This window comes from Haloarcula vallismortis ATCC 29715 (assembly GCF_000337775.1).
GTDB classification, from domain to species: Archaea; Halobacteriota; Halobacteria; order Halobacteriales; family Haloarculaceae; genus Haloarcula; species Haloarcula vallismortis.
Map to the genome: position 1 here is coordinate 269,045 of NZ_AOLQ01000069.1, position 25,577 is coordinate 294,621.

Here is a 25,577-nt window from a genome sequence, read left to right on the forward strand (position 1 = left end):
AGGCCCGCAGTCTGGTCACTTGTGTCAGTATACATATACACTGTTCAGGTCGGGGCGCTTACGTCCCCCCACACAGATTGTGAGGTATGCTCGTCACGCTTGAAGGACTGGATGGGAGCGGCAAGACGACGGTGTGGGAACGGCTCCGGAGCGACGACGCGGTTCCCGACGAGGCCGTGTTCACGCACGAACCGACCGATACCTGGTACGGGGACGCCGTCCAGCGCTCTATCGACGACGACGACGCGGACTCGCTGGCCGAACTATTCCTCTACACGGCTGACCACGCCGCGCACCTCTCGGACACGGTCCGACCGGCACTCAGTGAGGACCGACTGGTCGTCTCTGACCGCTACAGCGACTCGCGGTACGCCTATCAGGGCGCGACACTCGAAGCGAGTACGACCTTCGACGACCCGCTGTCGTACGTCCGCGAGGTCCACGCCCCCTGGACCCGGCCGCCGGACCGGACTGTGTATCTCGATCTCGATCCAGAAACCGCCGCACAGCGAAGCGGCGCGACGAACAAGTTCGAGACCGCCGACTACCTCGCATCAGTCCGTGACAATTACGAGCGACTCATCGAAGCCGACCCGGAGCGGTTCGTTCGCGTTGACGCAACCGCTGATCCGGACACTGTGTACGAACGGGTCCGAGCAGCGATCCTCGATTAGTCCATCGATGCCGGCAGTTCGACTTCGTCGGGGGCAGGCATCCAGAAGTAATCGAACGTCATCCCGGTAGCGAGCGGAATAACGACAGTTACGAGGAGGACTGCCGTCTGACTCCCGAGGTTCGCACCGAGACTGAACACGCCACTCAACACCAGCAGGATGACGACCATGACGACCGGACAGAGGAGCAGCGAGTAGACGAGACTCCCCCACCGGGTGTGTAAGCGGACGCGGAAAAAGCGCGTCATGAGCGCCGTCACAGCACTGTTGACCAGCACGATGACGAGCAGGCCGATAATACCGGCGACACTGACCATGTTCGCCGTAGGGCGGCAAGTCCCTTTGCGGTGTCGGAACACCGCGGGGTGCTCACTCCAGACAGATGTATGTGCGCGTATCGTCGACGCCGTTGAGATCTCGGATGTGGCCCGAGACCGACTGCATTATGTCGTACACTTCCGTGCCTGTCACTTCGGCGATGATGTCGTACTGCCCGGCGACGATGTGTGCTTCGATGATGCCTTCGGCGTCGCGAACCGCCGCAAGGAGCTCTTCGGATTTGCCGGCAGCCGTCTTGATCATAATGAACGCGCTGACCATACTATGGTGTGTCGTGTCATGGCACGAAAAAGGTTCCGTCAGGGAAAAACAACGGCTGTATTGTTTGATAACGTGGTCAAGGCGTCCGGTGGTTCCACCGGGTGGGTACTTTTATTCACCCCCGCCTCATAGGGGTGTGTATGCGATTCGTTATCGTGGGTGCAGGTCGTGTCGGACTGCGGACGGCTCGCGTCCTGCAAGAGAGTGGCCACGAAGTTGTCCTCATTGAGCGCGATGAGAACGCAGTTGAGCGCGCGCGAACGGCCGGCTTCGAGGTGATTGCGGGCGATGGCGCTATCGAGGAGACGCTCGGCAACGCTGATCTCGAAGCCGCCGACGCGGTCGGCGCGCTCACCGGCGACTTAAACGACAACTTCGTCGCCTGTATGATCGCCAAGGAACACGGCTGTCGAACCGTCATGCGCATCGACGAGGACTACCGCGAAGAGATCTACCGACGCTACGCCTCCGACGTTGACGAGGTAATCTACCCCGAACGGCTGGGCGCTATCGCCGCGAAGAACGCGTTGCTGGGCGGGAACATCCGCGCAGTCGCCGACATCGCACAGAACCTCCAGCTCGTAGAGTTTACCATCCAGCGACAATCGCCGATGGAAGGGTACACGCTGTCGGAACTGGAGCTGCCGTCGGATTCCCGGCTAATGGCCCACGGGAAAGGTGAGGCCCCGCTCGACATTCCTGACCCAGACGAAACGCTAGAGGCCGGCGACCGAGTCGTGATACTGGCCGACTTCGAGACGCTCTCGGATGTCCGAAGCATTGTGGTTGGCGAATCAGAGCGCGCAACCGCGCTTGGAGGTGCCTGAACATGGTTATTGCCTACGTGATGGTCAAAGCCCACACCGGTGACGCGGACCGCCTGAAAGCTGATATCGAAGCCGTCGACGGCGTCGCCGAGGCACACATCGTCGCCGGTGACGTCGACTTCATCGCGAAAGTAAACGTTGAGACGCCCGCTGAAGTCAAGGATGTTGCAGCGACACACATCCAGGAAATTCAGGGCGTCGAAACGACACAGACCTATATCGCGATGGACTGAGACAGACTGCTATCTCTATTCTACGCACGGGACAGCTCCGCCTATAGCGGTGTCCCGCCACGAGAGCCTTCGCTACCACCGGTACTCGCCGAATTGAGCAGGTCAGCTACGACACCGACGTAGTCATAGCCGGGAATGACGCCCTCGACGTACGTCCCCTCGACGTATTCGACGAAGGTCTTGGCGACGTCTGCGGCCTGCCGTTCGCCACCCATCGTGTACTCGAAGGTGACCACGACTTGCTCACCGTTCTCGACGACGCTGTAGTCGTCTAGTTCGACGGCCGTCCGGGTCGCTTTTGGCGCGTCCTCCAGCCGCCGCTCTAGCGTCGCAAGCCAGCCGTCAACGACGGCATCACCGACCTCATCGCTTGTCGCGGCCTGTAGCGATGGCGCTCTGACCGTTACCTCGTAGTTCGTCCGCCACTCTTCGCCCGCAGTCGCAGCCACTCGACCGTCGAAGTTCGTCGTCTCGACAGCGTAGCTGTCCCCAGCTGGGACGAGCGCATCGTGTCGGTCGAACGCTTCGGCAACGTCGTCTGGCACATCAGTCATTACACCAGTATAGGCCACAGACGTGCAAAAGCGCGTCGTGTCCGGGCCCTCTCTGTTCGAACCATCTGTCAGTACCGCACCCGAATCTGTGACCGACACAGCTGTCGCACACCCAGACCACGTCGGACTATCGAGTGTGTCACAGATGAGCGGGCAGCGGTACACCATGTGGAATCTGTGGCCAGCTAACCACAAGCCACAGCGGCCGGTGAACAGCGACTCCGACCACGCTCGCATCGCTTCTCGTGTTCACTCGTCGCAGAATGCGAGGGATGGGATTCGAACTCGACTGCAAACGCTCGCAGGGCTCGCGTTTCCGTCGTTCGAATCGCCATCAAAACGGTTCACACGCTCTCACAGCGTTCGAGCGATTTCATGCGAGGGATGGGATTCGAACCCACGGACCCCTACGGGAGCGGGTCTTAAGCCCACCGCCTTTGGCCAAGCTTGGCTACCCTCGCGCAGATTGAACTCTGCGGGGGCTAGTGAATGGTCCTTTCGGTCTTGGACTGTGAGTGGGGCCATCGTGTCTTGTCACAGTCTGGCCGGTGAGGGTCGATAGCGACCGTGACCCACCGGTCTGGCTGTCACTGCCTCCGACACCAATCTCTACTCCTCGACTGGGAGTCTGTCGGTCGGAAGGAACTTCGTCCGGTCGGCGTGGTCGAACGTTGCGACTGGCGTCCCGTCCAGTTTCCTGAGCAACGTCTGGAACGTCGCACCGTCGTTCGCAGCGCTAACCGCATTCCCGGCATCTTGGAGTTCGTACGCGCCAGCAATAAACAGCGAGGCGGCGTCGGGGTCGAAGTACTCGACGGCCAGAAACACCTGATTCCCGACTGCCCGCCGGTACACGTCGTACGCTTCGAGGGGGTTCGATTCGACCAGCTGCGTCACGTCTTCGGCCTTGTTGCCCGGAATGACGAACACGAGTTCGAGTCCGTCACCGTCGTCGACTGTCTGGAGACCCGCATCGCCGGCCGGGACGACGACTGCCTCGCGGCCGTTGGTGCGTCGCTGTTCTGCCAGCGCCTGTGTCTCTTCTAACGTCTGTTTCCACGATGCCTTGCGGTCGTCCGAACCGGCAGCAAGCCGTTCGAGGTCGTCTGTCCCTTCGCCACCTGTCTTGACCATATCCTGTCGTTACGCCCGCGGGAGGTAAATGCTGGTGTCACTGGACGCCGAAGACGACCTCCATACTCAGGGAAAGCCCGAGGACGAACAGACTCGCAACGAAGAGCTTCACCGGTGGCGAGAGTCGGTCCTCGGGCGGGGCGAGCGTATCGAGGGGCGGGACGACGCGAGCCAGCACCGATTCGAACGGTGTCCGCTCCCGTGCCGACACGCCAAACGACACGGCGGACCCGTCGGACTCGTCGGAATCGAGGGACGGCGCACGCCACAGCGTAATCGAAGCGTAGCCAAACAGCGCGAAGCCGATAAAAAACAGCGCGAACTTCACTGTCACCCAGCCACCGCCACGGAGCGGCGAGAGTATGCCGCCGATAAGCGTCGCTGTGAGCGTTACGCCGATGGCGTACCACAGCAGATCGAGTACCTTCTCCGTCAGGTTATCCATCGTGCGTGTCGTAGCCACGCTGGCGCAGCTCGTCGCCAGGGGAGACGTGCTCCTGTGCGTGCCGGTGACAGAAGCTCATCCGTCTGTCGCCGACATCGTAATACTGCGGCGTTTCGGTGTCACACTGACTGCCGAACACTTCCCTGAGGTACGCCCGTGCGGCGTCGGGCTCTCCATCACTGAGATACGCTGCAGCCTGTTCGACGTGCCCCCGTACGTCCGACGGGAGGTCCACGTCGCTGAACTCCTCGTCGACGATTTCTTCGCTGTCGGCCAACGCAGTGTCGAACCCGAGCCGTTCTTTGAGCCGCTCACCGATCGACTGTTCCGCGCGGGACCGCTCGCGGATGACATCACGGAACTCTCGAATCCGGTCCCATACCTCGTCGCTCGCCTCGATGTCTTCGGGCCGAATCCGGACGGGACACCGCGTTGCGAAGGGACAGCCTTCCGGTGGGTCCCGTGGACTCGGTGGTGAGCCAGGCAGGGTAATCCGGTCCACCTGCGCCGTTGGGTCCGGTTCGGGAATCGCCGACAGCAGTGCACGCGTGTAGGGGTTTTCGGGGTTCTGGAACAGCTGTTCCGTCGGTCCGACCTCCATGAGGTTCCCGAGATACATCACCCCGACGCGGTCACAGATATGCCGGACCACGCTCAGGTCGTGCGCGATGAAGAGGTACGTGAGACCGAACTCCTCTTGCAGATCTTCAAGCAGATTGAGTATCTGGGCCTGCACGGACACGTCAAGCGCCGAAACGGGTTCGTCGAGGACGACGAACTCCGGTTCGAGTGCGAGCGCCCGCGCGATGCCGATACGCTGTCGCTGACCGCCGGAGAACTGGTGGGGATATCGGTAGTAGTGCTCCGGCATGAGTCCGACCTGATCGAGCAGTGTCCGTACCTTCTCCCGACGCTCGCTGGCCGTGCCCTGATCGTGGACGTCCAGCGGTTCGCGGATGATCTCGCCGACAGTCATCCGGTCGTTGAGGCTCGACTCGGGGTCCTGAAACACCATCTGGGCATTGCGGCGCCACTCCTTGAGGTCGTCACCGCTGAGCTCGGTTATATCGGTTCCATCGAAGGAGACTGTCCCGGATGTGGCCGTTTCAAGCTGGATGAGCGTCCGACCGAGAGTTGTCTTGCCACAGCCGGATTCACCGACTAGCCCAAACGTCTCGCCGCGCGAAATTTCGAAGTTCACGCCGTCGACGGCCTTCACCGGGTCCCCCCCGAGCAGTCCACCGCCTTCGTAGTACGTCTTCAGATCCTGCACATCGAGCAATGTCTCGCCGGTCTGGTGGGACGTCGTCTCGATGACTGATTCACTCATCTGGGTCACCCCCCTCCAGTTGGCCGCCGGTGTCCTCGGCACTGTGGCCGTGGCCACCATCGGCCCGTGCGTCGCTGTCTTCGGACCCGACCGGACCGGTATCCTCACCAGCTTTTCGGCGCTCGGCCGGCCAGTCGTCCGCCGACAGCGCTTCGCTTGCCTCGGCGCCCGTCTGGTCTGCGTTCTCTTCGTGGTGTGTCACAGTGTCGTCGGTAGGCATATCTTCGGGATACAGGAGACAGGCGGCAGTGTGGTCTGCTGATTCGCCGACTTCGACGTGGGCAGGGTGGACCCGCTCACACTCATCGAAGCCCTTCGGGCACCGGCTGACAAAGCGGCAGTACGACGCCGATTCGTGTGGCGTCGGCACGTCCCCTTCGATAGTGGGGAGCCGATCCGCACTGGGGTTTCGGCCGGGAATGCTCTGCAGGAGTCCCTGCGTGTATGGGTGGTGTGGGTTCGCGAACAGTTCCTCTACGGGAGCCTGCTCGACGACTTCGCCGGCGTACATCACAGCGACGCGGTCGGCGACCTCCGCGATGACGCCCATGTCGTGCGTAATGAACATGATGCCGATGTCACGCTTTGTCTGAATTTCCTGTAACAGGTCCAGAATCTGGGCCTGGATGGTGACATCGAGTGCTGTCGTCGGCTCATCACAGATGAGCAGGTCCGGGTCACAGGCCAGTGCCATCGCGATGACGGCCCGCTGGCGCATCCCGCCGGAGAACTCGTGGGGGTACTCGTCGACACGCCGCGCCGCGTCGGGGATACCGACTGCACGCAGCAGTTCGATGGCCTCCGATTTGGCCTCGGTGCCTTCCATACCGCGGTGGAGCTCCAGTGCCTCGATGATCTGGTTCCCGACAGTGTACACCGGGTTGAGCGAGCTCAGCGGGTCCTGAAACACCATCGCGATGTCCCCGCCGCGAACTGACCGATACTGCTTTTCCGAAAGCGTCGTCAGCTCTTTCCCGTCTAACCGTATGGACGACTCCTCGCGGATTTCGCCCGGACTATCGACCAGTCCCATTATCGAGCGCGCGGTGACGCTCTTGCCCGAACCGGATTCGCCGACGATACCGAGCGTCTCGCCGCGTGCGATGTCGAACGAAACGCCGTCGACAGCGCGGATCTCCTCTTTATCGCTGTGGAACACGGTTCGGAGGTTGTCCACGGCCAGCAGCGGCTCGCCGTCGTCGGCGTGGCTCATCCGCCACCACCTCCGGCGGCCGCGCCAGTCGCACCGCCTTCAGCACCCTCGCTCTGTGGGTCGATAGCGTCACGAATCCCATCACTCAGGGCGTTGAAGCCGGTGACAACCAGCGTGATCAGAATGCCCGGAATGAGCGAGATGTGCCAGGATTGACTGGCGATGTACTGTTGCCCGATGTTGATCGCCCGTCCCCACTCGGGAGTCGGGGCGGTGATCCCGAGTCCGAGGAACGAGAGGGCAGAGACCGAAATAATGACGCCACCGAGCGTCAGGGAGGCGTACACCAGGAGATAGCCGAGGATATACGGTGCCATGTGTTTCCGCATAATCACAGTGGGTCGCTGGCCGTAACTCTTTGCCGCATCGACCCACTCCTGTTCGCCGACCTGTAACGCAGGGCCACGGACCGCGCGCCACAGCCCCGGCCAGCGTATCAGCGCAAACAGGAGGATAAACAGCATCGCCCCGTTGTATATCTCTGCTATCCAGTGGTTCTTGAACACTACCGTCGCAAGAATCACCAGCAGCAGTGCTGGCATCGCCTGCACGGAGTCACTGGTCAGCACCACGATGAGGTCAGTCACCCCCTTGTAGTAGGCGGTAACTAACGCCAGTGTCGTCGCAATAAAGCCCGCAATCGCCATCGACCCGAGCCCGATGAACAGCGACACTCGTGCGCCAAAGGCGAGGAAGGTAAACAGGTCTTTGCCGCTGACGAGCGTTCCGACAGGGTGGAACCGCCCGAAGTCGTCGTAACTCCAGATCCCGACGTTGCTGTCCCCGCTCCCGCGGGATGCGGACCCGAGATTCGCCTCGCCGATAGTAATCGTTTCGACCGTCTCCGTGTCCTCGTTGAAGTACTGCATCTCGTGGGAATACGGCCCCTGGATATTCTCTTCGGCCGTCGTTGGGCCGACAACGGGAGCGAACACAGCCATCGTGATGAAGAACACGACGACAGCGAGCCCGAACAGGCCCCAGTAGTGGCTTCGGAGCCGGTCGATGACGTCGTCAGTCGGCGTCCAGTCAGCCGCCCGGTAGTGCCGACGGAAGAGGACGTAGCCGTACCACAGCCAGCCCAGCAACACTGCAACGTAGACATATACCAGCAGGAAGCGAATGAGCCATGCGTACTTCGGCTCAAGGCCGAGGAACGTGCCCTGCCAGCTACTCCCGTCGTAGTACCCACGGTTGGGTATCAGTTCGCGGCTTAGCAGATGTGGTAGCTCGCCGAAGAAGGCTGAAGCACTGGCAAACGCCTCGGCTCCGGGCGCTCCCGGGAGCACCCCGAGTCCGTACCCTATCGCACCGAGCAGCCCATCGAGGTATGTCGGTCCTTCAAGCAGCAACAACACACACAGTCCGATTCCCCACAGCAGTGCCGGCTTAGGGTGTGCCTTGAGCCGGTCCCTCAGTGGTTGATCGATGTCATCGGTAAGCTCTGTCTCGGTTCCCATCATCCGTCGTACCCCACGCGTGGGTCGATGATTGTGTACGCGAAGTCCTGTACGATATTCAGCCCGACGATGAGGAGGATGAACAGATACATCAGCGTTCCAACAAGTGGGAGGTCACCCTGTTCTGCCGCCCGGAAGAACAGGAGACCGATACCGTTGATTGAGAAGACAGTCTCGACGAGCACTGACCCGCCGATCAAGATGAACGCCTCCGCAGTAATCACCGGCACGAGCGGAATCAGAGCGTTCCGGAAGATGTGCTTCCAGACCAGTACCCGCGGCGAGACGCCTTTGGCCTTGGCCGTTTCGACGTACTTCGAGTTGATCGTTTCGAGAACGGCAGTTCGGCCAATCCGCATCTCTGTACCCATCGACGCGGACCCAAGCACCAGTGCGGGCGGCAGTATCTGTTTTGTCGCCTTCGCGAGGTTGGTCCATGCCTGTCCCGGGTCGGTTATCAGCCTGGTGGGATTCTTGAGCACGGCGAGGTTCGGCGAGGTCACGACGTTGGTCTCGACAATAAAGCTGGTCCAGCTGAACCCAAACAGCTGTTCCGACTGCGAGAGCAGCGTCACCAGAATGACCGCGAGCCAGAAGTTCGGCATCGCCCGCCAGACAATCCCGCCGAAGGAGGCGAAGTAGTCCGAGAACGTATTGGGGTTCAGGCCGGCGTAGAAGCCGAGCGGAATCCCGATACCGAGGGCGATCAGGACCGCCCAGAACCCGAGCCAGATGGTCCGTGGTGCGTAGCTGATGATGAGATCGATGGCCGGTGTTCCGGAGTTGACGACCCACGACTGGCCCAGATCAAACAGGAATAGGTCTCCCATAAAGTTGAAGTACTGTTCCCAGAGCGGGTCGTTCAATCCCAATCGCTCCTCAATCTGTCGAATCGCACGAGCATCACCTTGGGGGCCGAGGATCGCCGCTGCAGGACTGAGCGGCCCTAGCCGGATAATTGCGAACGTTACTGTCGTCCCGAATATGATAACAGGGATTGACAGTACCAAGCGCTTGAGCAGATACGTAGCGCGGCTCATGGCTTAGCTTGTCTCCGTTGTACGGGTACTTGTGAGTTCATAATCTCTGAGGGCTGTGAAGTCGGTCCCGCCACCAACCGTGGCGGGGACGATTACGCCAGCAGGGACGCGATTACTGTCTGTCTCCGAGCGACACAGTGTTCATCTTCTGTCGGCTCGGACCCATCCCGGCCGGCGGCGTGAAGTCGACGTGATCGTACCAGAACAGCTCAGTCAGCTCGTGATACACCGGCAGCATTGCGACGTCTTCCCAGTTTGCGTCCTCTAGCTCGACGTACGCTTCGTTCCGGGCGGCCTGATCTTCCTCTGTCGGTTCCGGGTTCTCGGCGATTGACTGGTACGCCTCCTCAGCCCGCTGCGCAGCGTCGCCGTTCTCCGGCTGCCAGTTGACGTACGAAATCGGGAAGTCGAGGCTCGTATCGGTCTGTGGCGGGTTCAGCAGCTGGAGGAAGTTATCCGGGGCGGGCCAGTCAGCGACCCAGCCGAGCGAGTACATCTCTAGCTCGCCGTTGCGGCCACGTTCAAGAAGCGTGTTGAACGGCGCCTGATTGACTTCGAGGTCGATGTAGACACTCTCGAGCTGGTCCCGAAGGATGCTTGCCGTCTCACTCCACACCCCAGACTCGTATATCGTCAGTTCGATGGCGACGCGCTCGTTCTGGCCGTATCCGGCGTCTTCCATCACTGAGCGGGCCTCTCCGAGCCGGCTGTCGTCGTAGCCGTACGGGTACTCGTTTTCGGCGCGGTCGTTGTAGTTCTGCGCGCCGCCGGGGAAGATTGACTTCGGCGTGAAGTTGTACGCGGGCTCGCCGCGCTGTTTAAAGACCTGCTCGACAACCGTGTGCTGGTTCATCGCGTACGCGACTGCCTGGCGGACCGGCTTTGGCACACTGGCCATGTTGAAACCGAGATAGAACACACCGATGTTTGACACACCGGAGTAATTGGCCGTATCGCCGTTACGCAACTCACCGTAGGTCCCGTTCTGACGGCCCTGGTCGTCTTCTTCCTCGACAGATACCTTCCCGGGGTCGTACTGCGCCGTGGGGAGTTCGAAGATGTCGGCATTGCGGTTCATCGCGTAATTGTAATTAGCCGAATCGTTCTCGATGACCGCAAAGTGGACGCCGTCGACGTTCGGGCTCTCGCCGTAGTAGTCGTCGTACGCACTGACCCTGGCCTCGGTTCCGGAGTCCCACGTATCGAACTCGAAGGGACCGTTGCCGACGGGGCTCGAACTGGAGAACTCGCCCTGGCTCACCTCGCCGTCGTACCCTTCGATGTCGCCGATCATACCCTCAGGAACCGGTGAGAAGGAGGAGTACGCGAGCATCTCCAGCGTGGAGGCGAACGGCGACTCCAGCTGAATTTCGAGTGTTGTTTCGTCAACAGCCGTAACACCGAGTGTTCCGGGCTCGTACACCTCCTGCTCTTCGCCGTCAATCGTCTCAGTCGTCGTCTCGTGTGTCACACCCAGCGAGTCCAGCACGAAGTAGGCACGACTGGAGTTATCAGATGCAGTCAGCCGCTCGAAGGCGTAGGCGAAGTCACTGGCGGTTACGGTGTCGCCGTTGTGGAAGGTCGCGTCCTTCAGCTGGAACGTGTAGGTCGTGAAATCATCGGATACCTCGTAGTCCGCAGCCATAAGCCCCTCTACAGCGGGCTGGCTGTCGGGATAGTTCATCAGCGGGTCGAACATCTGCTGGATAACGATGCCTGACTGGGTGTCGGTCGCCTCGATCGGGTCCATCGTCGTCATTGTCCCCGTGTTGACCCGCCAGAGGTCCCCGTCCTGTTTCAGGTCGGTCCCGACATCGCCCCCACTGGAGTCTGTCGAGTCCATGCCGCCGCCGGTCTCCTCCTCTCCGCCCTCAGTCTCGTCACTATCACTGGAACATCCCGCCAGCGCTGCGGCCGCCGCAGCACTGCCAGTTGCTTTCAGAAACGATCGCCGTTCCATGCTACTTGAACGTGGCATATTGAAATCCAAATTGCCCCCTACAAATAGAAGTTTTGTCATACAGTAGCTTGAAATATTAAACTGCTCGCATGAAGAAATTCAGTTTATTATCTATAGTAATCTTACATGATATATACTGCGGCGGCTGCTTTCTGGATACAGAGGCGTTGCCACACAGCGCTGAATTCTCGGTGTCATTGACAGCGCGCAGGGGTGTTTACGCGGACTGATAAGTGGTGACAAGACTGCCGCTATTAGAAACTGCGCTACCAGTCGACGGAGAGTGACCCGTCGCCGTTCGGGTCTGGGGCGATCTCCTCGTTGGTTCGCCGGTCGATGACGTGGATGATACCACGGTCTTTCTTCGCCGGGCAGGCCTCTGCGGCCGCGATGTTGTGGTCAAGATCCGATTCGTCGATGAAGTACGCCTCGGGCTTGGCGATGCCAGTATCCAGGTCGAGCGTCCAGTTGCGCGACTTCTCGGCGCATTTGCCCGCCCCGAAGCACTTGTTGGCCTCGAAGATTATCTTGTACGGTTTCTCCTCGATTGGGGGGCCATCCTGTTCGCCGAACTCGCTCGGGTCGACGTGGTCGTCCGCGTCTGCCATTACTCCTCGTTCGGGGCGGACCGCCTTTCGATTGTCGGTCTCGCGGTCGGAAATTCACCTAATTCGAGGCGGAGGCCCCCCCTCAAGGAGCGCCGGGCTTCCGACGTATCGGAAGCACGAGCGAGTAGGGTGGGGAGGAAGCCGACTCGGCACTGGCCAGCTACCCGATTGCTGCCTGCTAACTCCCAATCATTATGTCCCGGCTGCCGGCACGACTTCGACGGAGTCTCCGACGGTCAGCTCCGAATCGCGGTCGTCCTCGGGCACGCGTGCAATGAGCATCAGCGTGTAGAAGTGATCAAAGGCGTCCCGGTCGGCCCACTCCGGGAACGCCTCCTGACGGCGTTCGATGAACCGCTGTCTGAACTCCGGGGTTGTCTCGCCGGTGTCGGGATCCCGCTGTGGGACGACACAACGACCGCAGGGTGTCACGCCTTCGAAGCGGACGCCGCCGGCGCGGAACGCAGGAGCGTCCGCGCCGACGAAGCGGTCCTCCCAGAACGCCGGGACGCCGCCGATTTCGACGTTCGCCCGGAGCCGCCGACGCAGTCCGGCAACGGTCACGTCGTCGAACCACGACGCGACGGTTTCTAGCGTCGCGGTGCTGATAACTGATGGCCCCATCTCCCGCCGGTCGACGTAGCCAAGCGTCTCGTCGCGCTCGACGGTCAGGTCCACGCCGAAGAACGCGCCGAGCCAGTCGGCTGCTCGGGTGCGCTCACCTGCATCCTGGAGTTCGAACGACGCGCTGTCGCCGTCGGCTGTGACCGACAGCGTTCCTGTCTCGGAGTTATAGCTGGTGTCGATGTCGTGGACGCGGTCGGTCCGTTTCCCGTTGACAACGTCGCCGTCGGCGTCGAACATGGCGAACTCGCGGTCGTGCGCCAGTGTTCCACCCGGGCGGATCGATACAGAATCGCAGTCCATGCCGTCCAGCGCCTTGACGGGGTAGACGGTGAGTCGCTCGACGTGTGCCACTACCGGATGGCTCGGTCGGAACAACGAAAACGTTGTCTGGTTACCTGTGAATCTCGACGGATTCGAGCAGCATCTCCTCGGTCGGCGCGTCGTTGCGGTCCGTGTCGACGCTGCCGATGGACTCGACAACCTCCATGCCGTCGATGACCTTCCCGAAGACGGCGTGTTTGCCGTCGAGGTGGGGCTGTGCGTCGAGCGTGATGAAGAACTGCGAGCCGTTGGTGTTCGGGCCACTGTTGGCCATGCTGAGCACGCCCGGCCCATCGTGGCTGAGTTCATCGTGGAACTCATCCTCGAACTGATAGCCGGGGCCGCCGCGGCCGGTGCCCGTCGGGTCACCCATCTGGATCATGAAGTCCTCGATGATGCGGTGGATGTCGATGTCGGTGTACAGCGGGTCGATGCGCTTCTCGCCGGACTCGGGGTCTTCCCACGCGCCGGTCCCCGGACCGACTTCGGTGCCGTCGTAGTCGTCGGCACCCTCGGCCAGGCCGACGAAGTTCTCGACGGTGGTCGGCACGCGCTCGTCGTACAGTTCGACTTCGATCTCGCCCTCTGTCGTGTGGAGGGTCGCAGTCAGGTCGCTCATACTCGGTCGGAGGGAAGCCCGGCAGAAAAGCCTGCTTACTGACCGAGAGTTCAAGTACCGAAACGAAGCCATCGCCGCCATGACCTGAGTAGCCGTCGCGTGGCGGGTCGCGGGAGCCCGACACGTCGCCACGCGAGCGGGAGTGTCGGCTGTTCGCTATTCCGGGCTACGGCAGGTGTGACAGTAGCAGCTTCGACACCTGCTCGGGGGCATCGAACTGGACCCAGTGGCTCGCCGCCGGGAGCCGCTCGACTCGACAGTCTGGGACCCACTCGTCGAGGTCCTCAGTCAGGGCGAGCGAGAGCGCATCGTCCTGAACACCCCAGATAAGGAGCGTCGGCGCTGTCACCGGACGGTCGCCGACGCCGCCCGCGGTGAGCGTCAGCTTTGCGTTCCGTCGGCCGAGTGCCCGGTAGTAGTTGACCGCGGCCGTGCGCGCGCCTGGCTGCCCGAGCGCCTGCTTGTACCGCCGCACGTCGGTATCGGTGAAGGCGTCGGGGCGGGTCGGCCCGTCAGCGAGGATGCGCTCTAACACGGTGAAATCGTTCCAGCGGAGGCTGGCTTCCGGAAGCATGGGGAGCTGAAAGAACAGCACGTACCAGGACCGCAGGAGCTGGTCGACCGAGCGGCGGAGCTCTCGCTCGTATGCCGACGGGTGGGGTGCATTCAGGACCGCTAGCTGGTCGACGATATCGGGGCGGTCGATAGCGGTCTGCCAGGCAACTAGACCGCCCCAGTCGTGGCCAACAACGTGGGCCTGTTCGCGGTCGAACGCCGAAACGAGGCCTGCCACGTCGGCGACCAGCTCGTCGATGTGATACGCGGCGACAACGTCGGGCTTGTCGGAGTGGTTGTACCCCCGGAGGTCGGGTGCAACCACGCGGTAGCCAGCGTCCGCGAGCGCCGGAATCTGGTGTTTCCAGGCGTACCAGAACTCCGGAAAGCCGTGCAACAGGACGACGAGGTCGCCGTCTGGCGGCCCAGCGGTCACGGTGTGGAGCCTGATACCGTTCGTGTCGATTAGTTCGTGGATTCCAGGTGTTTCCGATGCGGGTACTGTCCACGCAGTGCTGTCACGAGCGCTGGCGTGTTGTCCCATCAGCACAACTTTGCCCGCTCGGTAGAAGTCGGTTCCGCTCTACTCGCCGTCGCCGGATTAGAAGGCCCGGAGGTCGTCGAGTCTATCGGCAGCGCTGCCGTCGGCAATCGCCTCACGGGCCTGTTCGAGGCCATCTTGAATACTGTCTGCGTCTTCACGGGCGTAGATTCGGAGGGCGGCGTTGAGCGCGACAGCGTCGGCGAAGCCGTCCTCGCGCTCGCCGGTCAGTACGGCCTCAGTTATCGCCGCCGACTCTCCGGCCACATCGTCGACCTGCAGGTCCTCGCTCTCGATGTCCATACCGTACTCGCCGGTCCGGATCTCGAAGTCCGCGATGTCCTCGTCGTCGGATTCGTCGCCGTCGACGGGCCATTCGGCGACGACCGTTTCGCCGGGGCGAACATCGTCGTACCCTTCCATTCCCTGGAAGAACAGGGCACGCTCGACGTTGCTGGTCTCGGACTGTACGAGCGTTCGGACCATCTTCTTCGCGAACGCGAGGTGATAGAAGCTGCCAAGATGCACGTTGGCGCTGGCTGGGTTCGCGAGTGTCTCGACAGTGTTGACGAACGTTCGGACGCCCATGTTGTCACGGCGCTCGAACAGGGCGTCGATGCCGGGGTTGAACGCTGGCTGGTAGTAGAAGCCGAAGCCGACCTCGTCGACCATGTCGGCGCTCTCGCTCGGTTCGATTTCGGTTCGGACGCCCAGCTCGTCTAGCACGTGCTTGTAGGCGTCCTGCTTCTGCGTGGGGACGCGGTCGCCGGAGTGGACGACAACGGGTGTGCCTGCGGCGGCGGCGACGACGCCCGCGGCGACACCGAGAATCGCTGACCGGCCCTTGCCGTCGTAGTTGGCCCCGCAGTCGACCGGGTCAGCTTCGGGTGTGGCTGTCTCGACCGATTCCTCGGACATCACGTCGACGTACGCACCCAGTTCCTCGGGGGTGTTGCGTTTCCAGCGGTTGGCGAGCCAGAACGCACCAAGCGTCGTATGGTCGGGTTCGTCGCCAAGGATGCGTTGGAACGCCTCCCGGGCCTGTGTGCGAGACATATCGTCGGCTGATTTGTGACCGGAGCCGACGACGTCCGTCATGAGTCGTTTGAGCGGCCATTCGCCGTATTCCCGGGTCGCTTGCGCCATGGAAACGTGTTCGGGCCAGAGTTCAAAAGCCCCTGCGTTTCGTTCTCAATTTGTGGGAACCGACTGCCTTCCCGAAAGGGATACACGACTACGCTCCTAATCGGGTACAATGAGTCTTAAGTCGGGTGAGTGGCGTGAGCAGATCGATGCGGTAGACGCTGCGCTCATCGACGAGTTCCAGAGTGATTTCCCGATTCAGGAACGTCCGTTCGAGGCTGTCGGTGACGCGCTGGGGGTTTCGGCAGGGGAAGCACTTGACCGGGTCAAATCACTCCGTGACGACGGAATCTTCCGTCGGTTCGGCCCGGTTCTGAATCCGCCGGTTATCGGCTCTTCGACGCTGGCCGCTGTCAGTGCGCCGGAGGACCGGTTCGACGAGGTCGCAGAGATAATCAACGGCTACCGGCAGGTGAACCACAACTACGCTCGCGACCACGAGTGGAATATGTGGTTCGTTGTCACCGCGGGGTCCCGACAGCGACGCGACGAGATATTGGCCGAGATTGAGGACCAGACCGGCTGCTCAGTGCTCGTCTTGCCGATGTTGACCGACTACTACATCGACTTGGAGTTCCCGGTCGTCAACAGCGACCGGTTCGCCCGAGAGAGTCTAGAGACGACTGACGCCAGCGCAACGCGGATAAGCGAGGATGCCGCCGTCGACCTCTCGGAACTGGACCGCCGGTTGTTGCTCGAAATTCAGACTGGGTTCCCACTCGTCGCAACGCCTTACCGGAACGTGGCGGACGCTGTCGATGCCGACGTGTTAGACGTACTCTCGGCGATCAAGCGGCTCCAGCGAACCGGCTGCATCAAGCGCATTGGCTGTGTCGTGAATCACATCGTCACCGGATTCGACAGCAACTGTATGGTCGTCTGGAATGTGCCGGACGACGCCCTTGACGAGCGTGGGCAGGCAGTCGGCGAACTCCCCTACGTCACGCTCTGCTACCATCGGCCACGCCGCCCGGAGCAGGACTGGCAGTACAACCTGTTTACGATGATTCACGGGCGCGAAGCGGCCATTGTCGACCAGAAGATAGACGAACTCGCGACCGAACACCTGCCGTACGACCACGACCGACTGTACTCGACGGAGACGCTCAAACAGACCGGGGCACGGTACGACGACATCGTCGGCCAGTAAGGCCTGGCGGATAAAGCAGCCCAGCTTGGGACGGCCGGAATCCTTTTGCGATTCTGTTGTAAATATGCTATATAATGACAAGGAGTCGGCGAGTGACAATCCTCGTCGTCGACGACGAACCAGCGGTGGCCGACGTGTACGCGGAACAGTTACAGGACCGGTACGTAGTCGAGACAGCATACAGCGGTGAGGCCGCCCTTTCGAAGCTCGATTCCACGGTCGACGTTGTCCTGTTAGACCGGCGGATGCCGGACCTCTCCGGCGACGAGGTGCTGTCGGCCATCCGTGAGAAACGCTACGACACGCGCGTGGCGATGGTGACCGCAGTTGACCCCGATTTCGACATCATCGAGATGCCCTTCGATGACTACGTCCTCAAACCAGTGTCGAAGGAGGACCTCTTCCAGACGATCGAACAGTTACTGCTGTACGCCGATTACGAGGAACGACTGCGTGAGTGCTACTCGCTCACGGCCAAATACGCTGCACTGGACTCGTCAAAACCACAGGCCGTCCTCGATGAGAGCGAGGAGTTCACTGCACTGAGAGCCGAGCTTGAGGAAGTCCGTGCGGAACTTGACGAACTCACGGAGTCGTTCGACGCCACTGACTTCGAGTTGCTGTTCCGGAACTTTGAGACGGACGAATCAATGCCTGACAGCACGCAGCTTTGACCCAGCTTGGAGTGGTCTCTTCGAGACTCACGGCGACCCGCCCACCCTTTCGAAAGCACTAACCGATTCTCTTCCATAGGGAGGGCAATGAGTCAACAACTCCCGGACGTGCAGGCGTCGAGTCCGGACGTAACGGTCGGTCTCAATCGCGTCGGTGTGACGGGCGTCGAGAAACTCGTCAAACTGGGGCGTCGCGACCGCGACCCCATCGTACTCATGGCGGAGTTCGAAGTGTTCGTGGACCTGCCGTCCTGGCGAAAGGGAGCGGATATGTCCCGCAATATGGAGGTTATCGACGAGACGCTAGAAACCGCCGTCTCGGAAGAGGCCTACCGGGTCGAGGATGTCTGCGGTGACGCCGCCGAACTGCTGCTTGAGAAGCACGACTATACGACGAAAGCGGAGGTTCGGATGGAGGCCGAGTACGTCACCCACGAGAAGACGCCGGAGTCGGGGATGGCCACCCAGTCGACAGCCGATATCATCGCCTCGGCGACAGCGACCGAAGACGGGACGAGCGAGGAGATCGGTGCCCGCGTCACCGGGATGACCGTCTGCCCGTGCTCTCAGGGGATGTCCGCGTCCCGCGCACGCGAGACGCTCCAGCAGCTAAACGTCGAAGACGATGTCATCGAGGAGTTCCTCGAAACCAATCCGCAGGCCGGCCACTCACAGCGAGGCCACGCCACGCTCACCGTCCAGAGCGACGGCGCGCCTGAGGTCGACCTGAACGAACTTATCGAGGTAGCCCGGGATTCGATGAGCGCCCGCATCTACAACCTCGCGAAGCGGCCCGACGAGGACCACATGACCTACGAGGCCCATAAGGACGCCAAGTTCGTCGAGGACTGTGTGCGCGCGCTCGCCGAGGGCGTCGTCGACACGTTCCCGGACCTGCCGGACGATGCCGTCGTGACGATGAAACAGTCCAACGACGAGTCCATCCACCAGCACAACGCCCACGCCGAGCGTGTAGCGCAGCTGGGTGCTCTGCGACAGGAAGTCAGCGAGGACTGAGTCCAGCGACTGCCTCAGAACGCTGAGCGGGGCGCGCGAGACGCTACGTGTCTCAGTTGCGAACGCTAAAGTCTGAGCACAGCAGTTCGCGAAACCGCCGTTGTTCTTGTGCCAGGTGATTCACTGGCGTACGGCCACTATCTGTGACTCGCTTTTCGCTCCCCCGTTCCGGTGCTCGAACTACGGCGGGCCGACCGGCTTTGCTTCGGCCCAGTGTTCTTCGAACGCCTGGCTGATATCGGCAGTGAAATCGGAGTCTTTCATGTCGATGACGCCGAAGGTTTCCTCGCGGCCCAGCGGATGTGGGACCTCGATACAGACCTCGACCCCATCGAGTAGCTCGAATGTGGTCCTGATATTGGGACTGGCGCGGGCGCTGTAGTTGTCGTAGTGGAAGAGGCGCTCGTAGTACTCGCGGTTGGCTTCTTCAGGAAGGCTCTCGAACAGATCCGGTCGGACGAGCAGGGACACTTCGACGCCCCGTTCCAGCGCCGCTTCGAGTTCATCCACAATCCGCTCGGTCCCGGAGAGAATGTCCACCTGCCGGGCGGGTGCCGAGCCGACCATGACAATCTCGTCGTCGGCGGCGGCCAGCCGCTCAAGCAACAGGTCAAGCGAATTGTTGGGGCCGACGGCGGCCGTCCAGAACGGCTCCTCGACAGGGTCTGCCGACTCCAGTTGCGAGGAGAGGTCGTCGACGATCTCCTCGTACTGGCCGACCTTCTCCTGAAGCTCGCGCTTCTTGTCTTCGAGCAGGCGGTCGAGGGCCGTGTCCGGCTCGACGGCGACGTACTTTTTGGGTCGGCTGGCGGTCTGGCTGCGGACGAGATTGTACGTTTCGAGGCTGTTTAGGACGTCGTAGATGCGGCCCATCGGGACATCACTGGCCCGCGATAGTTCCTTGGCTGTTGTCGGTCCCGTTTCCAGCAGTGACCGGTATGCTCTGGCTTCATATTCGGAGAGTCCGAGATCTCTGAGACTGGACATACCCATACATCAAGGTACGTGTGCAAAAACTTGTCGTGGGTTTACCGTTTGTCCACGTTTGCTACCGTTGTTCGTGTCAGCGCTCGCCAGTTAGCGAGGCTTCGAGCTCGGCCGGCGTCGTCCCCTCAGCGACGATAGCATCCCCGTCGAGGAGTCGTGCCGTGCCGTCGCCGTCCGGCTCCGGGACGACCGTTGTTTCGTGGTCGGCCAGTCGTAGCGCCGCGCGGTGGAGGTCGGTCCCCGCTTCGGTGCCGACCGTGAGCGTCTGGGGCTGCTGAAGACGGGCCGCGACACCGGCGTAGCCGGCCACTTCGACGCCCATCCGTTCGGCCGCCCCGGCGAAGGACTCGACGGCCGACAGCGCCGCGTTGCGGTACCGATCCTCGCCGGTGAGCGCCGCGAGGTCGACCAGTGCGTCGGCCAGTTCCACCGTCGCGTCGAGCGGGTGAAGCGAGCGGTCGCAAAGTCCCGGCCCGCTTGCAGGCCCGTCGCGGAACGCACCCGTATCCTGTTGGCGGTTTTCGATGGTCCAGTCCGCGATAGCTTCTGCAGGCCCCGGCTCACCGAGGACCTGCCAGCTCGTCGTCAGCCCCTGGAGGAGCTGGGCTTGGTCCAGTAGCATGCCGGTGTCGCTGTCCGTGCCGTCGTAGTGTGCCACCTCGCCGCCGTCGACGAGCGTCGCACAGACAGCGTCCCGGGCGCGACTGGCGTACTGCTGGGCCCGCTCGTCGTCGGTGTAGGCAGCGACCCACAGCAGGGCATCGATTGCGAGCCCGTTGCGGTCGGCGAACACCGTCTTGTCGACGTTTGGCGACACTGTCCCTTCGCGCTCGCTCGGTTCCAGCCGGTAGTATTCGTCTGAACCGGCCTGGCTCGCCGCGAACGCGTCGCCGGCCCACAGCGTCGTCGTGAGGTAGTCGACGGTCCGCTGGGCGGCGTCCCGGTACGCCTCGGTTCCCGTGTAGCGGTAGCCGTGGGCGAACGCCCGGACTAGGGCGGCGTTCTCGTCGAGCAGTTTCTCACGTCGCGGGTTCCCCCAGTTGCGCTCCGTCGAGTATCGGAAGAAGCCGCCATCGTAGGTGTCAAGCAGGTGTGTGCGGATCGCTTCGAGCGTCCGAGTGGCTTGGTCACGCGCCCGGACGAGGGCGAACTCCACGGTTCGGGGGAGCGGAAACTTCACGTCGGTTCCCCAGCCACCGAACTCGTCGTCGAACGCGCCCAGCAGTTGCTCGACCATGTGCTCCTCGATGCGTGGCCGGAGTTCGCCGGCCGGCGGCGACTCGTCCTGTAGCTGTCGGGGAATCGAGCCCGCTGCCGCGCCCTGGGCGTCCCACGACTCTCGGACAGAGTCCAGAATGCCGCGGAACCCATCCGGCCCAAGGAACGTCGCGCCAGTGATGACCTCGCCCTCGGAGGTGAGAAACACCGTCGACGGGAACCCGCCCATCGTGTACCGCTCTCGGACGCGCGGGTTCCGGTCGGCGTCGACGCGGACCGGAACAAATCCGTCGTTGATGTTGGCCGCAATGCGCGGTTCGCCGTACGTGCCCCGGTCCATCGCCCGGCACTCGGCGCTCCACGGGACTGTCAGCGCCAGCAGCACCGGCTTCCCCGACTCGGCGGCGTCCTCGAAGGGGGCCAGGCCCCACTCGCGCCACTCGACCTTCGTGTCGCGTGCGTACTCATCCATACCGGGTCTGGGCGGTGGGCGTACAAAGGCCCTCTCACTCCCGGCGAAAGACCGATTGGCGGGGCGACCCAAGCGTGGGCGATGGATACTCAGCAGGCGCTTCTCGAACCACCGGAGCCGGTCACACCGGGCGACCGGCCGCCTCGTCTCGGCCGTGTCCCGTTTCTCGACAACACCGCCGCGATGCTGCGTGACCCGCTGGGCTTCTACGACCGTGCCGGTGCCCACGAGGCCGACGTGGTGGGGTACAGCGTCGCCGGGACGACGGGCTGTTTCGTCTGCCATCCCGACCTCGTCGAGCAGGTGCTGGTGACCGACGCCGACGCCTACGAGAAGGGGCAACTCCTTCAGGACACCCTCGGCCAGTTCATCGGCGAGGGGCTGTTCCTGCTGGAAGGCGAGGAGTGGCAGCGCCAGCGGACGGCGCTCCAGCCGGCGTTCTACCGGGAACGCATCGCCGCTTACGGCGACACGATGACCGCATTCGCCGACCGGACGGCGACAGGCTGGAGTGACGGCCAGCGCATCGACGTGCTCCCGCATATGCAGTCGCTGACGCTGAACATTCTCGGAAAGACGCTGCTGGATGTCGACATTGAGACCACCGCGGCTGCCCTTGAACCGCTCCTGGACGCGCTGCGCAAGCGACTGGACCCGCGGTCGCTGTCGGCGTACCTCCCGCTGTGGGTTCCGACGGCGACGAACCGCGCTGTCAACAGCTCGCTGGCCGAGTTCCAGTCCACGCTCGACGACGTTATCGCCGCCCGCCAGCGCGAGGATGAGCGCGCCCGTGAGGCGCGCGACGACGTGCTTTCGCTGCTGCTCTCGCTCGACGACGAGACGATGGACCGCGAGCGACTGGGCCACCAGCTGCTTACCTTTCTCGTCGCCGGCCACGACACGACGGCGCTGACGCTGACTTACGCTTGGTTCCTGCTGGCGAACAACCCCGAGTGCCAGCAACGACTCCACGATGAACTCGACGAAACGCTGGGGAACAGCCAGCCGACGCCCGAGGACCTGTTCGAACTGCCGTATCTCGACGCCGTGCTGAACGAGGTGCTGCGACTGTACCCCCCTGCGTTCACGGTGTTTCGTCAGCCCAAAGAACCGGTGACCCTCGGCGGCTACGATATTTCTCCCGACGCACAGCTCACCCTTCCGCAGTGGCTCGTCCACAGGGACGACCGCTGGTACGACGCGCCCGATGCGTTCCGCCCTGAACGGTGGGACGACGACCTCGAAGCGTCTCTCCCAGACTACGCCTACTACCCCTTCGGCGGTGGCCCGCGCCACTGCATCGGAATGCGCTTCGCCCGGATGGAGGCCAAACTCGCCCTGGCGACCATCGCCCAGCAGTATGCCGTCGAAGCGGTCACCGAACCGCCGCTGTCGCTGGCGATGCAGATTACCCTGAGTCCCACGGACCCGGTCGAAGTTCGACTGCGGAAACGCTGACGCTCCTCCGGCGACCGACAGCCCGGTCTCGCTCTCGAAAGGCGTTTGGGGACGGGCCTGCAAGCAGTCGTATGCTCCGGGTCATCGGGCTATTGCTGCTCATCCCGCTGTTTGACATCGTGTTGCTGGTGACGGTTGCGATACCGTTCCTCGGTTCGCTCGTGACGGTCGCGCTCGTCGTTCTGACGGCGCTGGTCGGCATGCTGCTGGTCCGCGCCGAAGGCCGGGCGACGCTTCGGAAGATCCAACAGCGGCTCGCAGTCGGCGAACTTCCGACCGACGAACTCATCGACGGCGGCCTTCTCATCGCCGCCGGCGCGTTCTTCCTTACCCCCGGCCTGGTGACAGATTTCGTCGGCCTTCTGCTTGCGGTGCCGTTCACTCGCTACCCCGTCCGCGCCGCCACGCGCCGCTGGGTCGTCCAGCCGTACGTCGACGCCAAGACCGGCGGCTTCGCCAGCGGTCAGGTGTACGTCGGCGGCTTTCCCAACGACGAAAACGGCCCCGCTGGCCCCGGTCCGACCGGTCCAGATGGCGGCCCCAGTCCCGGTTCCGGTTCCAGATCCGGCTCCGGGACTTCATTCGACCCCAACGAAGCCACCGACGTCGACTTCGAAGACAACGACGAAAACTGAAGCCCTGACGCGGTTTCACATCCCCAACCGGTCTCGAAACGTTACCCTTTTCAATACCCCTCGGGTACAACTGAATGCGTCGGGCCAATAGCTCAATCAGGTTGAGCGCTCGGCTGATAACCGGGAGGTTCGCGGTTCAAATCCGCGTTGGCCCACTATTCTCGTCGCGAACTATCGTTCACATAGTCTTGACTGCAGGCAGTCTACCGGCGCACCGGCGCTCGTACCCCAGTAGTCAGGGAAACCGACCCGGAACGCTTTCATTCCGGTTGCTTGTCAGTAGCTGTATGCGCAGACGCCGGTTCCTCGCAAGTGGAGCAACCCTCCTCTCGGTCGCTGTCGCCGGCTGCGGTCATCCTGCTGTCGTGCTGGATATGGACGACGCGACGGCAGCTGACATCGCCGACGAAGTGTCGATGTCGCCCGACCCCACGTCGGCGGAGCACACCGTCGTCTCGGCAGCCATCGAAAACGGCACTGCGACGCGCCGGGGTCGAAACGAACTGTTCGACCAGATCGATACTGTCCGGATTGACGAGACGTTCTACGACGTTTCGGAGACGCCTCTCGAGAGCAACGAAGTGACCGTGTACGAGGTCCGAATCGATTTCGACCCAGCCGATTCGACGCCGGAAATCGGTGCGGTCGACTACGAGGAGCTACCGGAGGCAGACCGACAGCGCCTTGATCCAATCATTTCAGACGACAACCCGCCCAGCGGGGACGGGTACGACGTGGGTGTCGGGTACGGTACCGCCGAGGAGGTGGGCGACGGCTCGGTGTTCGTTCCCGAGCAACAGTACGATATTATCGTCCACGACGGCGACCGTTACCGGCTGACAGTTAGCACGCGAACGACCACGGAGACCGAATACCGGTACGAGGTGACGGAAGTTGCGTCGGGTGTGGACTCGTTTGCTGACCAGATCCGAGACCGATACCTGTTCACGCTCACGGGCCTTTCCGAAGCCGAGCGAGAAGTTGTCGAGGAAGCCATCGACGGCGGGTACTTTCAGGATGATAAGGCGTTCCGATCGGTCACCGACCGCATCCGGGAGCACGATGGAATCGAGGTCACAGATAGCTACGGAACGTGGCTTCTGAGCTACGAACAGGTCGACTATCTCACCTACGTCGAGTGGTAGCCAGCAGCCAAGAACTAACACGACGCGGTCACCGCCTCGGACCGCGATAGGTTCAGCGTCTGCATCAGATGGCCGTTATCCCAGCCATTGAAATCCGATGGCACTTGAGTGTACGAGCGCAGTGCGTCCGGTGTGTCTATGGCTTCAAGCGGTGGTCTCGTCGGTGAATTCGTCGAACAGATCGGCAACACGCTCTTCGATTTCATCTCGGATTTCTCGCACCCGCTCGACTGACTGCCCGTGTGGGTCATCTAGCGCCCAGTCGCGAACCGCGACGTCGGCGTCGAGTTCGAGCGTCGAACAGCCCATCGTCGCAACGACGGTACACCCGTTGAGTTCGTCGTCCGAAACAGCCTGCGGGACCCGGTCGGAGAGGTCGATGTCGAGTTCGGCCATCGCCTCGACGACCTCCGGATGCACTTCGTCTGCGGGGTCTGTACCGCCTGTCAGGATTTCGACCTCGTCTTCGAGGCCACGACGGACCCGTTCGCGTTCGGCAAACGCCGCGGACATCTGGCTCCGGCCGGCGTTCTGGACGCAGACGAATCCGAACCTCAGGGGCGTATCAGTCATTGTGTAACCGTTCCAAGCCACCGATTTAACCCTTCCTAAGACCGCTATTGTGGGCTATATATCTGGGACTCTTCACCGTACGGCGCACCGGTCGGCGAGCCGAACCATGGGTGGGTCGCCCCGCGCATGTATATTCCCTCCACATTGAGGGGCCAGTTCCTTCGGCTATCCCAGTCCGTGGCTGAGTACATGTCGGAGTACCGCTTCACGTGCCCGAACTGTGATGCGTGTGCAACGGTCGACGGCGGGGTCCGCGAGCGCCTGTTGATTGTTGGATGCCCCGTCTGTGCCGGAGCGGTCGATACCCCGGCGTTCGTCGAGGTTTCGCCACACAACACCGAGTGAACCTGAGACGTACCGTCGA

At 62.3% G+C, this 25,577-nt stretch carries 28 protein-coding genes and 2 tRNA genes; 11 read left to right on the plus strand and 19 right to left on the minus strand.

The window, feature by feature from the left end; all coding sequences use genetic code 11:
• Positions 1-86 precede the first annotated feature (86 nt).
• Positions 87-674, plus strand: coding sequence for a dTMP kinase (gene tmk / locus C437_RS18340; protein WP_004518505.1), 588 nt, complete (start codon positions 87-89; stop codon positions 672-674).
• On the opposite strand, the gene C437_RS18345 is transcribed toward tmk, so the two are convergent.
• Both C437_RS18345 and C437_RS18350 read right to left on the minus strand, forming a co-directional pair.
• Positions 671-991 (minus strand): hypothetical protein, encoded by a 321-nt coding sequence (locus C437_RS18345; protein WP_004518506.1) that lies wholly within the window; start codon positions 989-991, stop codon positions 671-673. The two genes, tmk and C437_RS18345, sit on opposite strands and share 4 nt — an antisense overlap.
• A 52-nt stretch (positions 992-1,043) precedes the next feature.
• Positions 1,044-1,274: an Lrp/AsnC family transcriptional regulator gene (locus C437_RS18350; RefSeq protein ID WP_004518507.1), complete on the minus strand. Its 231-nt coding sequence runs from the start codon at positions 1,272-1,274 to the stop codon at positions 1,044-1,046.
• 140 nt (positions 1,275-1,414) lie between these two features.
• Here C437_RS18350 and C437_RS18355 point away from each other — a divergent pair, with 140 nt between their 5' ends.
• Positions 1,415-2,101 carry a potassium channel family protein gene (locus tag C437_RS18355; RefSeq protein WP_004518508.1) on the plus strand — a complete coding sequence of 229 codons (687 nt, stop codon included), beginning with the start codon at positions 1,415-1,417 and terminating at the stop codon, positions 2,099-2,101.
• 2 nt (positions 2,102-2,103) lie between these two features.
• On the plus strand, positions 2,104-2,334 hold the full coding sequence (locus tag C437_RS18360; protein WP_004518509.1) for an Lrp/AsnC family transcriptional regulator: 231 nt from the start codon (positions 2,104-2,106) through the stop codon (positions 2,332-2,334).
• A gap of 41 nt (positions 2,335-2,375) precedes the next feature.
• Here C437_RS18360 and C437_RS18365 read toward each other — a convergent pair whose 3' ends face one another.
• The 14 genes from C437_RS18365 to C437_RS18430 form a co-directional block, all read right to left on the minus strand.
• The gene (locus tag C437_RS18365; protein WP_049919888.1) at positions 2,376-2,888 is read right to left on the minus strand and encodes a DUF5813 family protein; all 513 of its coding nucleotides are present in this window, start codon (positions 2,886-2,888) and stop codon (positions 2,376-2,378) included.
• Between the two features lie 376 nt (positions 2,889-3,264).
• Positions 3,265-3,349 (minus strand) — tRNA-Leu (locus C437_RS18370).
• A gap of 148 nt (positions 3,350-3,497) precedes the next feature.
• Entirely contained in the window at positions 3,498-4,022 is a 525-nt protein-coding gene (locus tag C437_RS18375; protein WP_004518511.1) for a DUF7529 family protein, read from the minus strand.
• Positions 4,023-4,059: 37 nt separating this feature from the next.
• A complete protein-coding gene (locus C437_RS18380) occupies positions 4,060-4,467 on the minus strand; it encodes a DUF7555 family protein (protein ID WP_004518512.1) in 408 nt (135 codons plus the stop codon).
• Entirely contained in the window at positions 4,460-5,797 is a 1,338-nt protein-coding gene (locus C437_RS18385) for an ABC transporter ATP-binding protein (RefSeq protein ID WP_004518513.1), read from the minus strand. Before C437_RS18385 ends, C437_RS18380 begins: the two co-directional genes overlap by 8 nt.
• Complete coding sequence (locus tag C437_RS18390) at positions 5,790-7,010, minus strand: ABC transporter ATP-binding protein (protein WP_004518514.1); 1,221 nt, start codon at positions 7,008-7,010, stop codon at positions 5,790-5,792. The genes C437_RS18385 and C437_RS18390 overlap by 8 nt, the downstream gene beginning before the upstream one ends.
• Entirely contained in the window at positions 7,007-8,470 is a 1,464-nt protein-coding gene (locus C437_RS18395) for an ABC transporter permease (RefSeq protein WP_004518515.1), read from the minus strand. The genes C437_RS18390 and C437_RS18395 overlap by 4 nt, the downstream gene beginning before the upstream one ends.
• Entirely contained in the window at positions 8,470-9,510 is a 1,041-nt protein-coding gene (locus tag C437_RS18400; RefSeq protein WP_004518516.1) for an ABC transporter permease, read from the minus strand. The genes C437_RS18395 and C437_RS18400 overlap by 1 nt, the downstream gene beginning before the upstream one ends.
• Positions 9,511-9,622: 112 nt before the next feature.
• Positions 9,623-11,470: an ABC transporter substrate-binding protein gene (locus C437_RS18405; protein WP_004518517.1), complete on the minus strand. Its 1,848-nt coding sequence runs from the start codon at positions 11,468-11,470 to the stop codon at positions 9,623-9,625.
• Positions 11,471-11,736: 266 nt separating this feature from the next.
• Positions 11,737-12,078, minus strand: a complete 342-nt coding sequence (locus C437_RS18410) for a hypothetical protein (RefSeq protein ID WP_004518518.1) — start codon at positions 12,076-12,078, stop codon at positions 11,737-11,739.
• A gap of 192 nt (positions 12,079-12,270) precedes the next feature.
• Positions 12,271-13,056, minus strand: coding sequence for an MOSC domain-containing protein (locus C437_RS18415; RefSeq protein ID WP_004518519.1), 786 nt, complete (start codon positions 13,054-13,056; stop codon positions 12,271-12,273).
• Between the two features lie 40 nt (positions 13,057-13,096).
• Positions 13,097-13,645 carry a peptidylprolyl isomerase gene (locus C437_RS18420; RefSeq protein WP_004518520.1) on the minus strand — a complete coding sequence of 183 codons (549 nt, stop codon included), beginning with the start codon at positions 13,643-13,645 and terminating at the stop codon, positions 13,097-13,099.
• Positions 13,646-13,811: 166 nt separating this feature from the next.
• Complete coding sequence (locus tag C437_RS18425; protein ID WP_004518521.1) at positions 13,812-14,744, minus strand: alpha/beta fold hydrolase; 933 nt, start codon at positions 14,742-14,744, stop codon at positions 13,812-13,814.
• A 57-nt stretch (positions 14,745-14,801) separates the two neighbouring features.
• On the minus strand, positions 14,802-15,887 hold the full coding sequence (locus C437_RS18430) for an anthranilate phosphoribosyltransferase (protein ID WP_004518522.1): 1,086 nt from the start codon (positions 15,885-15,887) through the stop codon (positions 14,802-14,804).
• Positions 15,888-15,996: 109 nt separating this feature from the next.
• Between C437_RS18430 and ahbB the strand changes: the two genes are divergently transcribed.
• The 3 genes from ahbB to mptA all read left to right on the plus strand — a co-directional run bounded on the left by ahbB (position 15,997) and on the right by mptA (position 18,725).
• A complete protein-coding gene (ahbB, locus tag C437_RS18435) occupies positions 15,997-17,034 on the plus strand; it encodes a siroheme decarboxylase subunit beta (protein ID WP_004518523.1) in 1,038 nt (345 codons plus the stop codon).
• Positions 17,035-17,108: 74 nt separating this feature from the next.
• Complete coding sequence (locus C437_RS18440; protein ID WP_049919889.1) at positions 17,109-17,708, plus strand: response regulator; 600 nt, start codon at positions 17,109-17,111, stop codon at positions 17,706-17,708.
• Positions 17,709-17,795: 87 nt separating this feature from the next.
• Positions 17,796-18,725: a GTP cyclohydrolase MptA gene (mptA, locus tag C437_RS18445; RefSeq protein ID WP_004518525.1), complete on the plus strand. Its 930-nt coding sequence runs from the start codon at positions 17,796-17,798 to the stop codon at positions 18,723-18,725.
• Between the two features lie 180 nt (positions 18,726-18,905).
• Here mptA and C437_RS18450 read toward each other — a convergent pair whose 3' ends face one another.
• Entirely contained in the window at positions 18,906-19,712 is an 807-nt protein-coding gene (locus tag C437_RS18450) for a TrmB family transcriptional regulator (RefSeq protein ID WP_004518526.1), read from the minus strand.
• Positions 19,713-19,788: 76 nt separating this feature from the next.
• Positions 19,789-21,402, minus strand: coding sequence for a DUF255 domain-containing protein (locus C437_RS18455; protein ID WP_004518527.1), 1,614 nt, complete (start codon positions 21,400-21,402; stop codon positions 19,789-19,791).
• Positions 21,403-21,483: 81 nt separating this feature from the next.
• On the opposite strand from C437_RS18455, the gene C437_RS18460 reads away from it, so the two are divergent.
• The 4 genes from C437_RS18460 (at position 21,484) to C437_RS18475 (ending at position 24,640) form a co-directional block, all read left to right on the plus strand.
• Positions 21,484-22,860 carry a cytochrome P450 gene (locus C437_RS18460; protein WP_004518528.1) on the plus strand — a complete coding sequence of 459 codons (1,377 nt, stop codon included), beginning with the start codon at positions 21,484-21,486 and terminating at the stop codon, positions 22,858-22,860.
• Between the two features lie 71 nt (positions 22,861-22,931).
• The gene (locus tag C437_RS18465) at positions 22,932-23,495 is read left to right on the plus strand and encodes an FxsA family protein (protein ID WP_004518529.1); all 564 of its coding nucleotides are present in this window, start codon (positions 22,932-22,934) and stop codon (positions 23,493-23,495) included.
• 81 nt (positions 23,496-23,576) lie between these two features.
• Positions 23,577-23,650: transfer RNA gene (locus C437_RS18470), tRNA-Ile, on the plus strand.
• A gap of 132 nt (positions 23,651-23,782) precedes the next feature.
• Positions 23,783-24,640, plus strand: a complete 858-nt coding sequence (locus tag C437_RS18475; protein WP_004518530.1) for a hypothetical protein — start codon at positions 23,783-23,785, stop codon at positions 24,638-24,640.
• Between the two features lie 144 nt (positions 24,641-24,784).
• On the opposite strand, the gene C437_RS18480 is transcribed toward C437_RS18475, so the two are convergent.
• Positions 24,785-25,213 (minus strand): arsenate-mycothiol transferase ArsC, encoded by a 429-nt coding sequence (locus tag C437_RS18480; RefSeq protein ID WP_004518531.1) that lies wholly within the window; start codon positions 25,211-25,213, stop codon positions 24,785-24,787.
• 189 nt (positions 25,214-25,402) lie between these two features.
• Between C437_RS18480 and C437_RS20265 the strand changes: the two genes are divergently transcribed.
• Entirely contained in the window at positions 25,403-25,558 is a 156-nt protein-coding gene (locus C437_RS20265) for a DUF7560 family zinc ribbon protein (RefSeq protein ID WP_139175260.1), read from the plus strand.
• Positions 25,559-25,577: the final 19 nt, after the last annotated feature.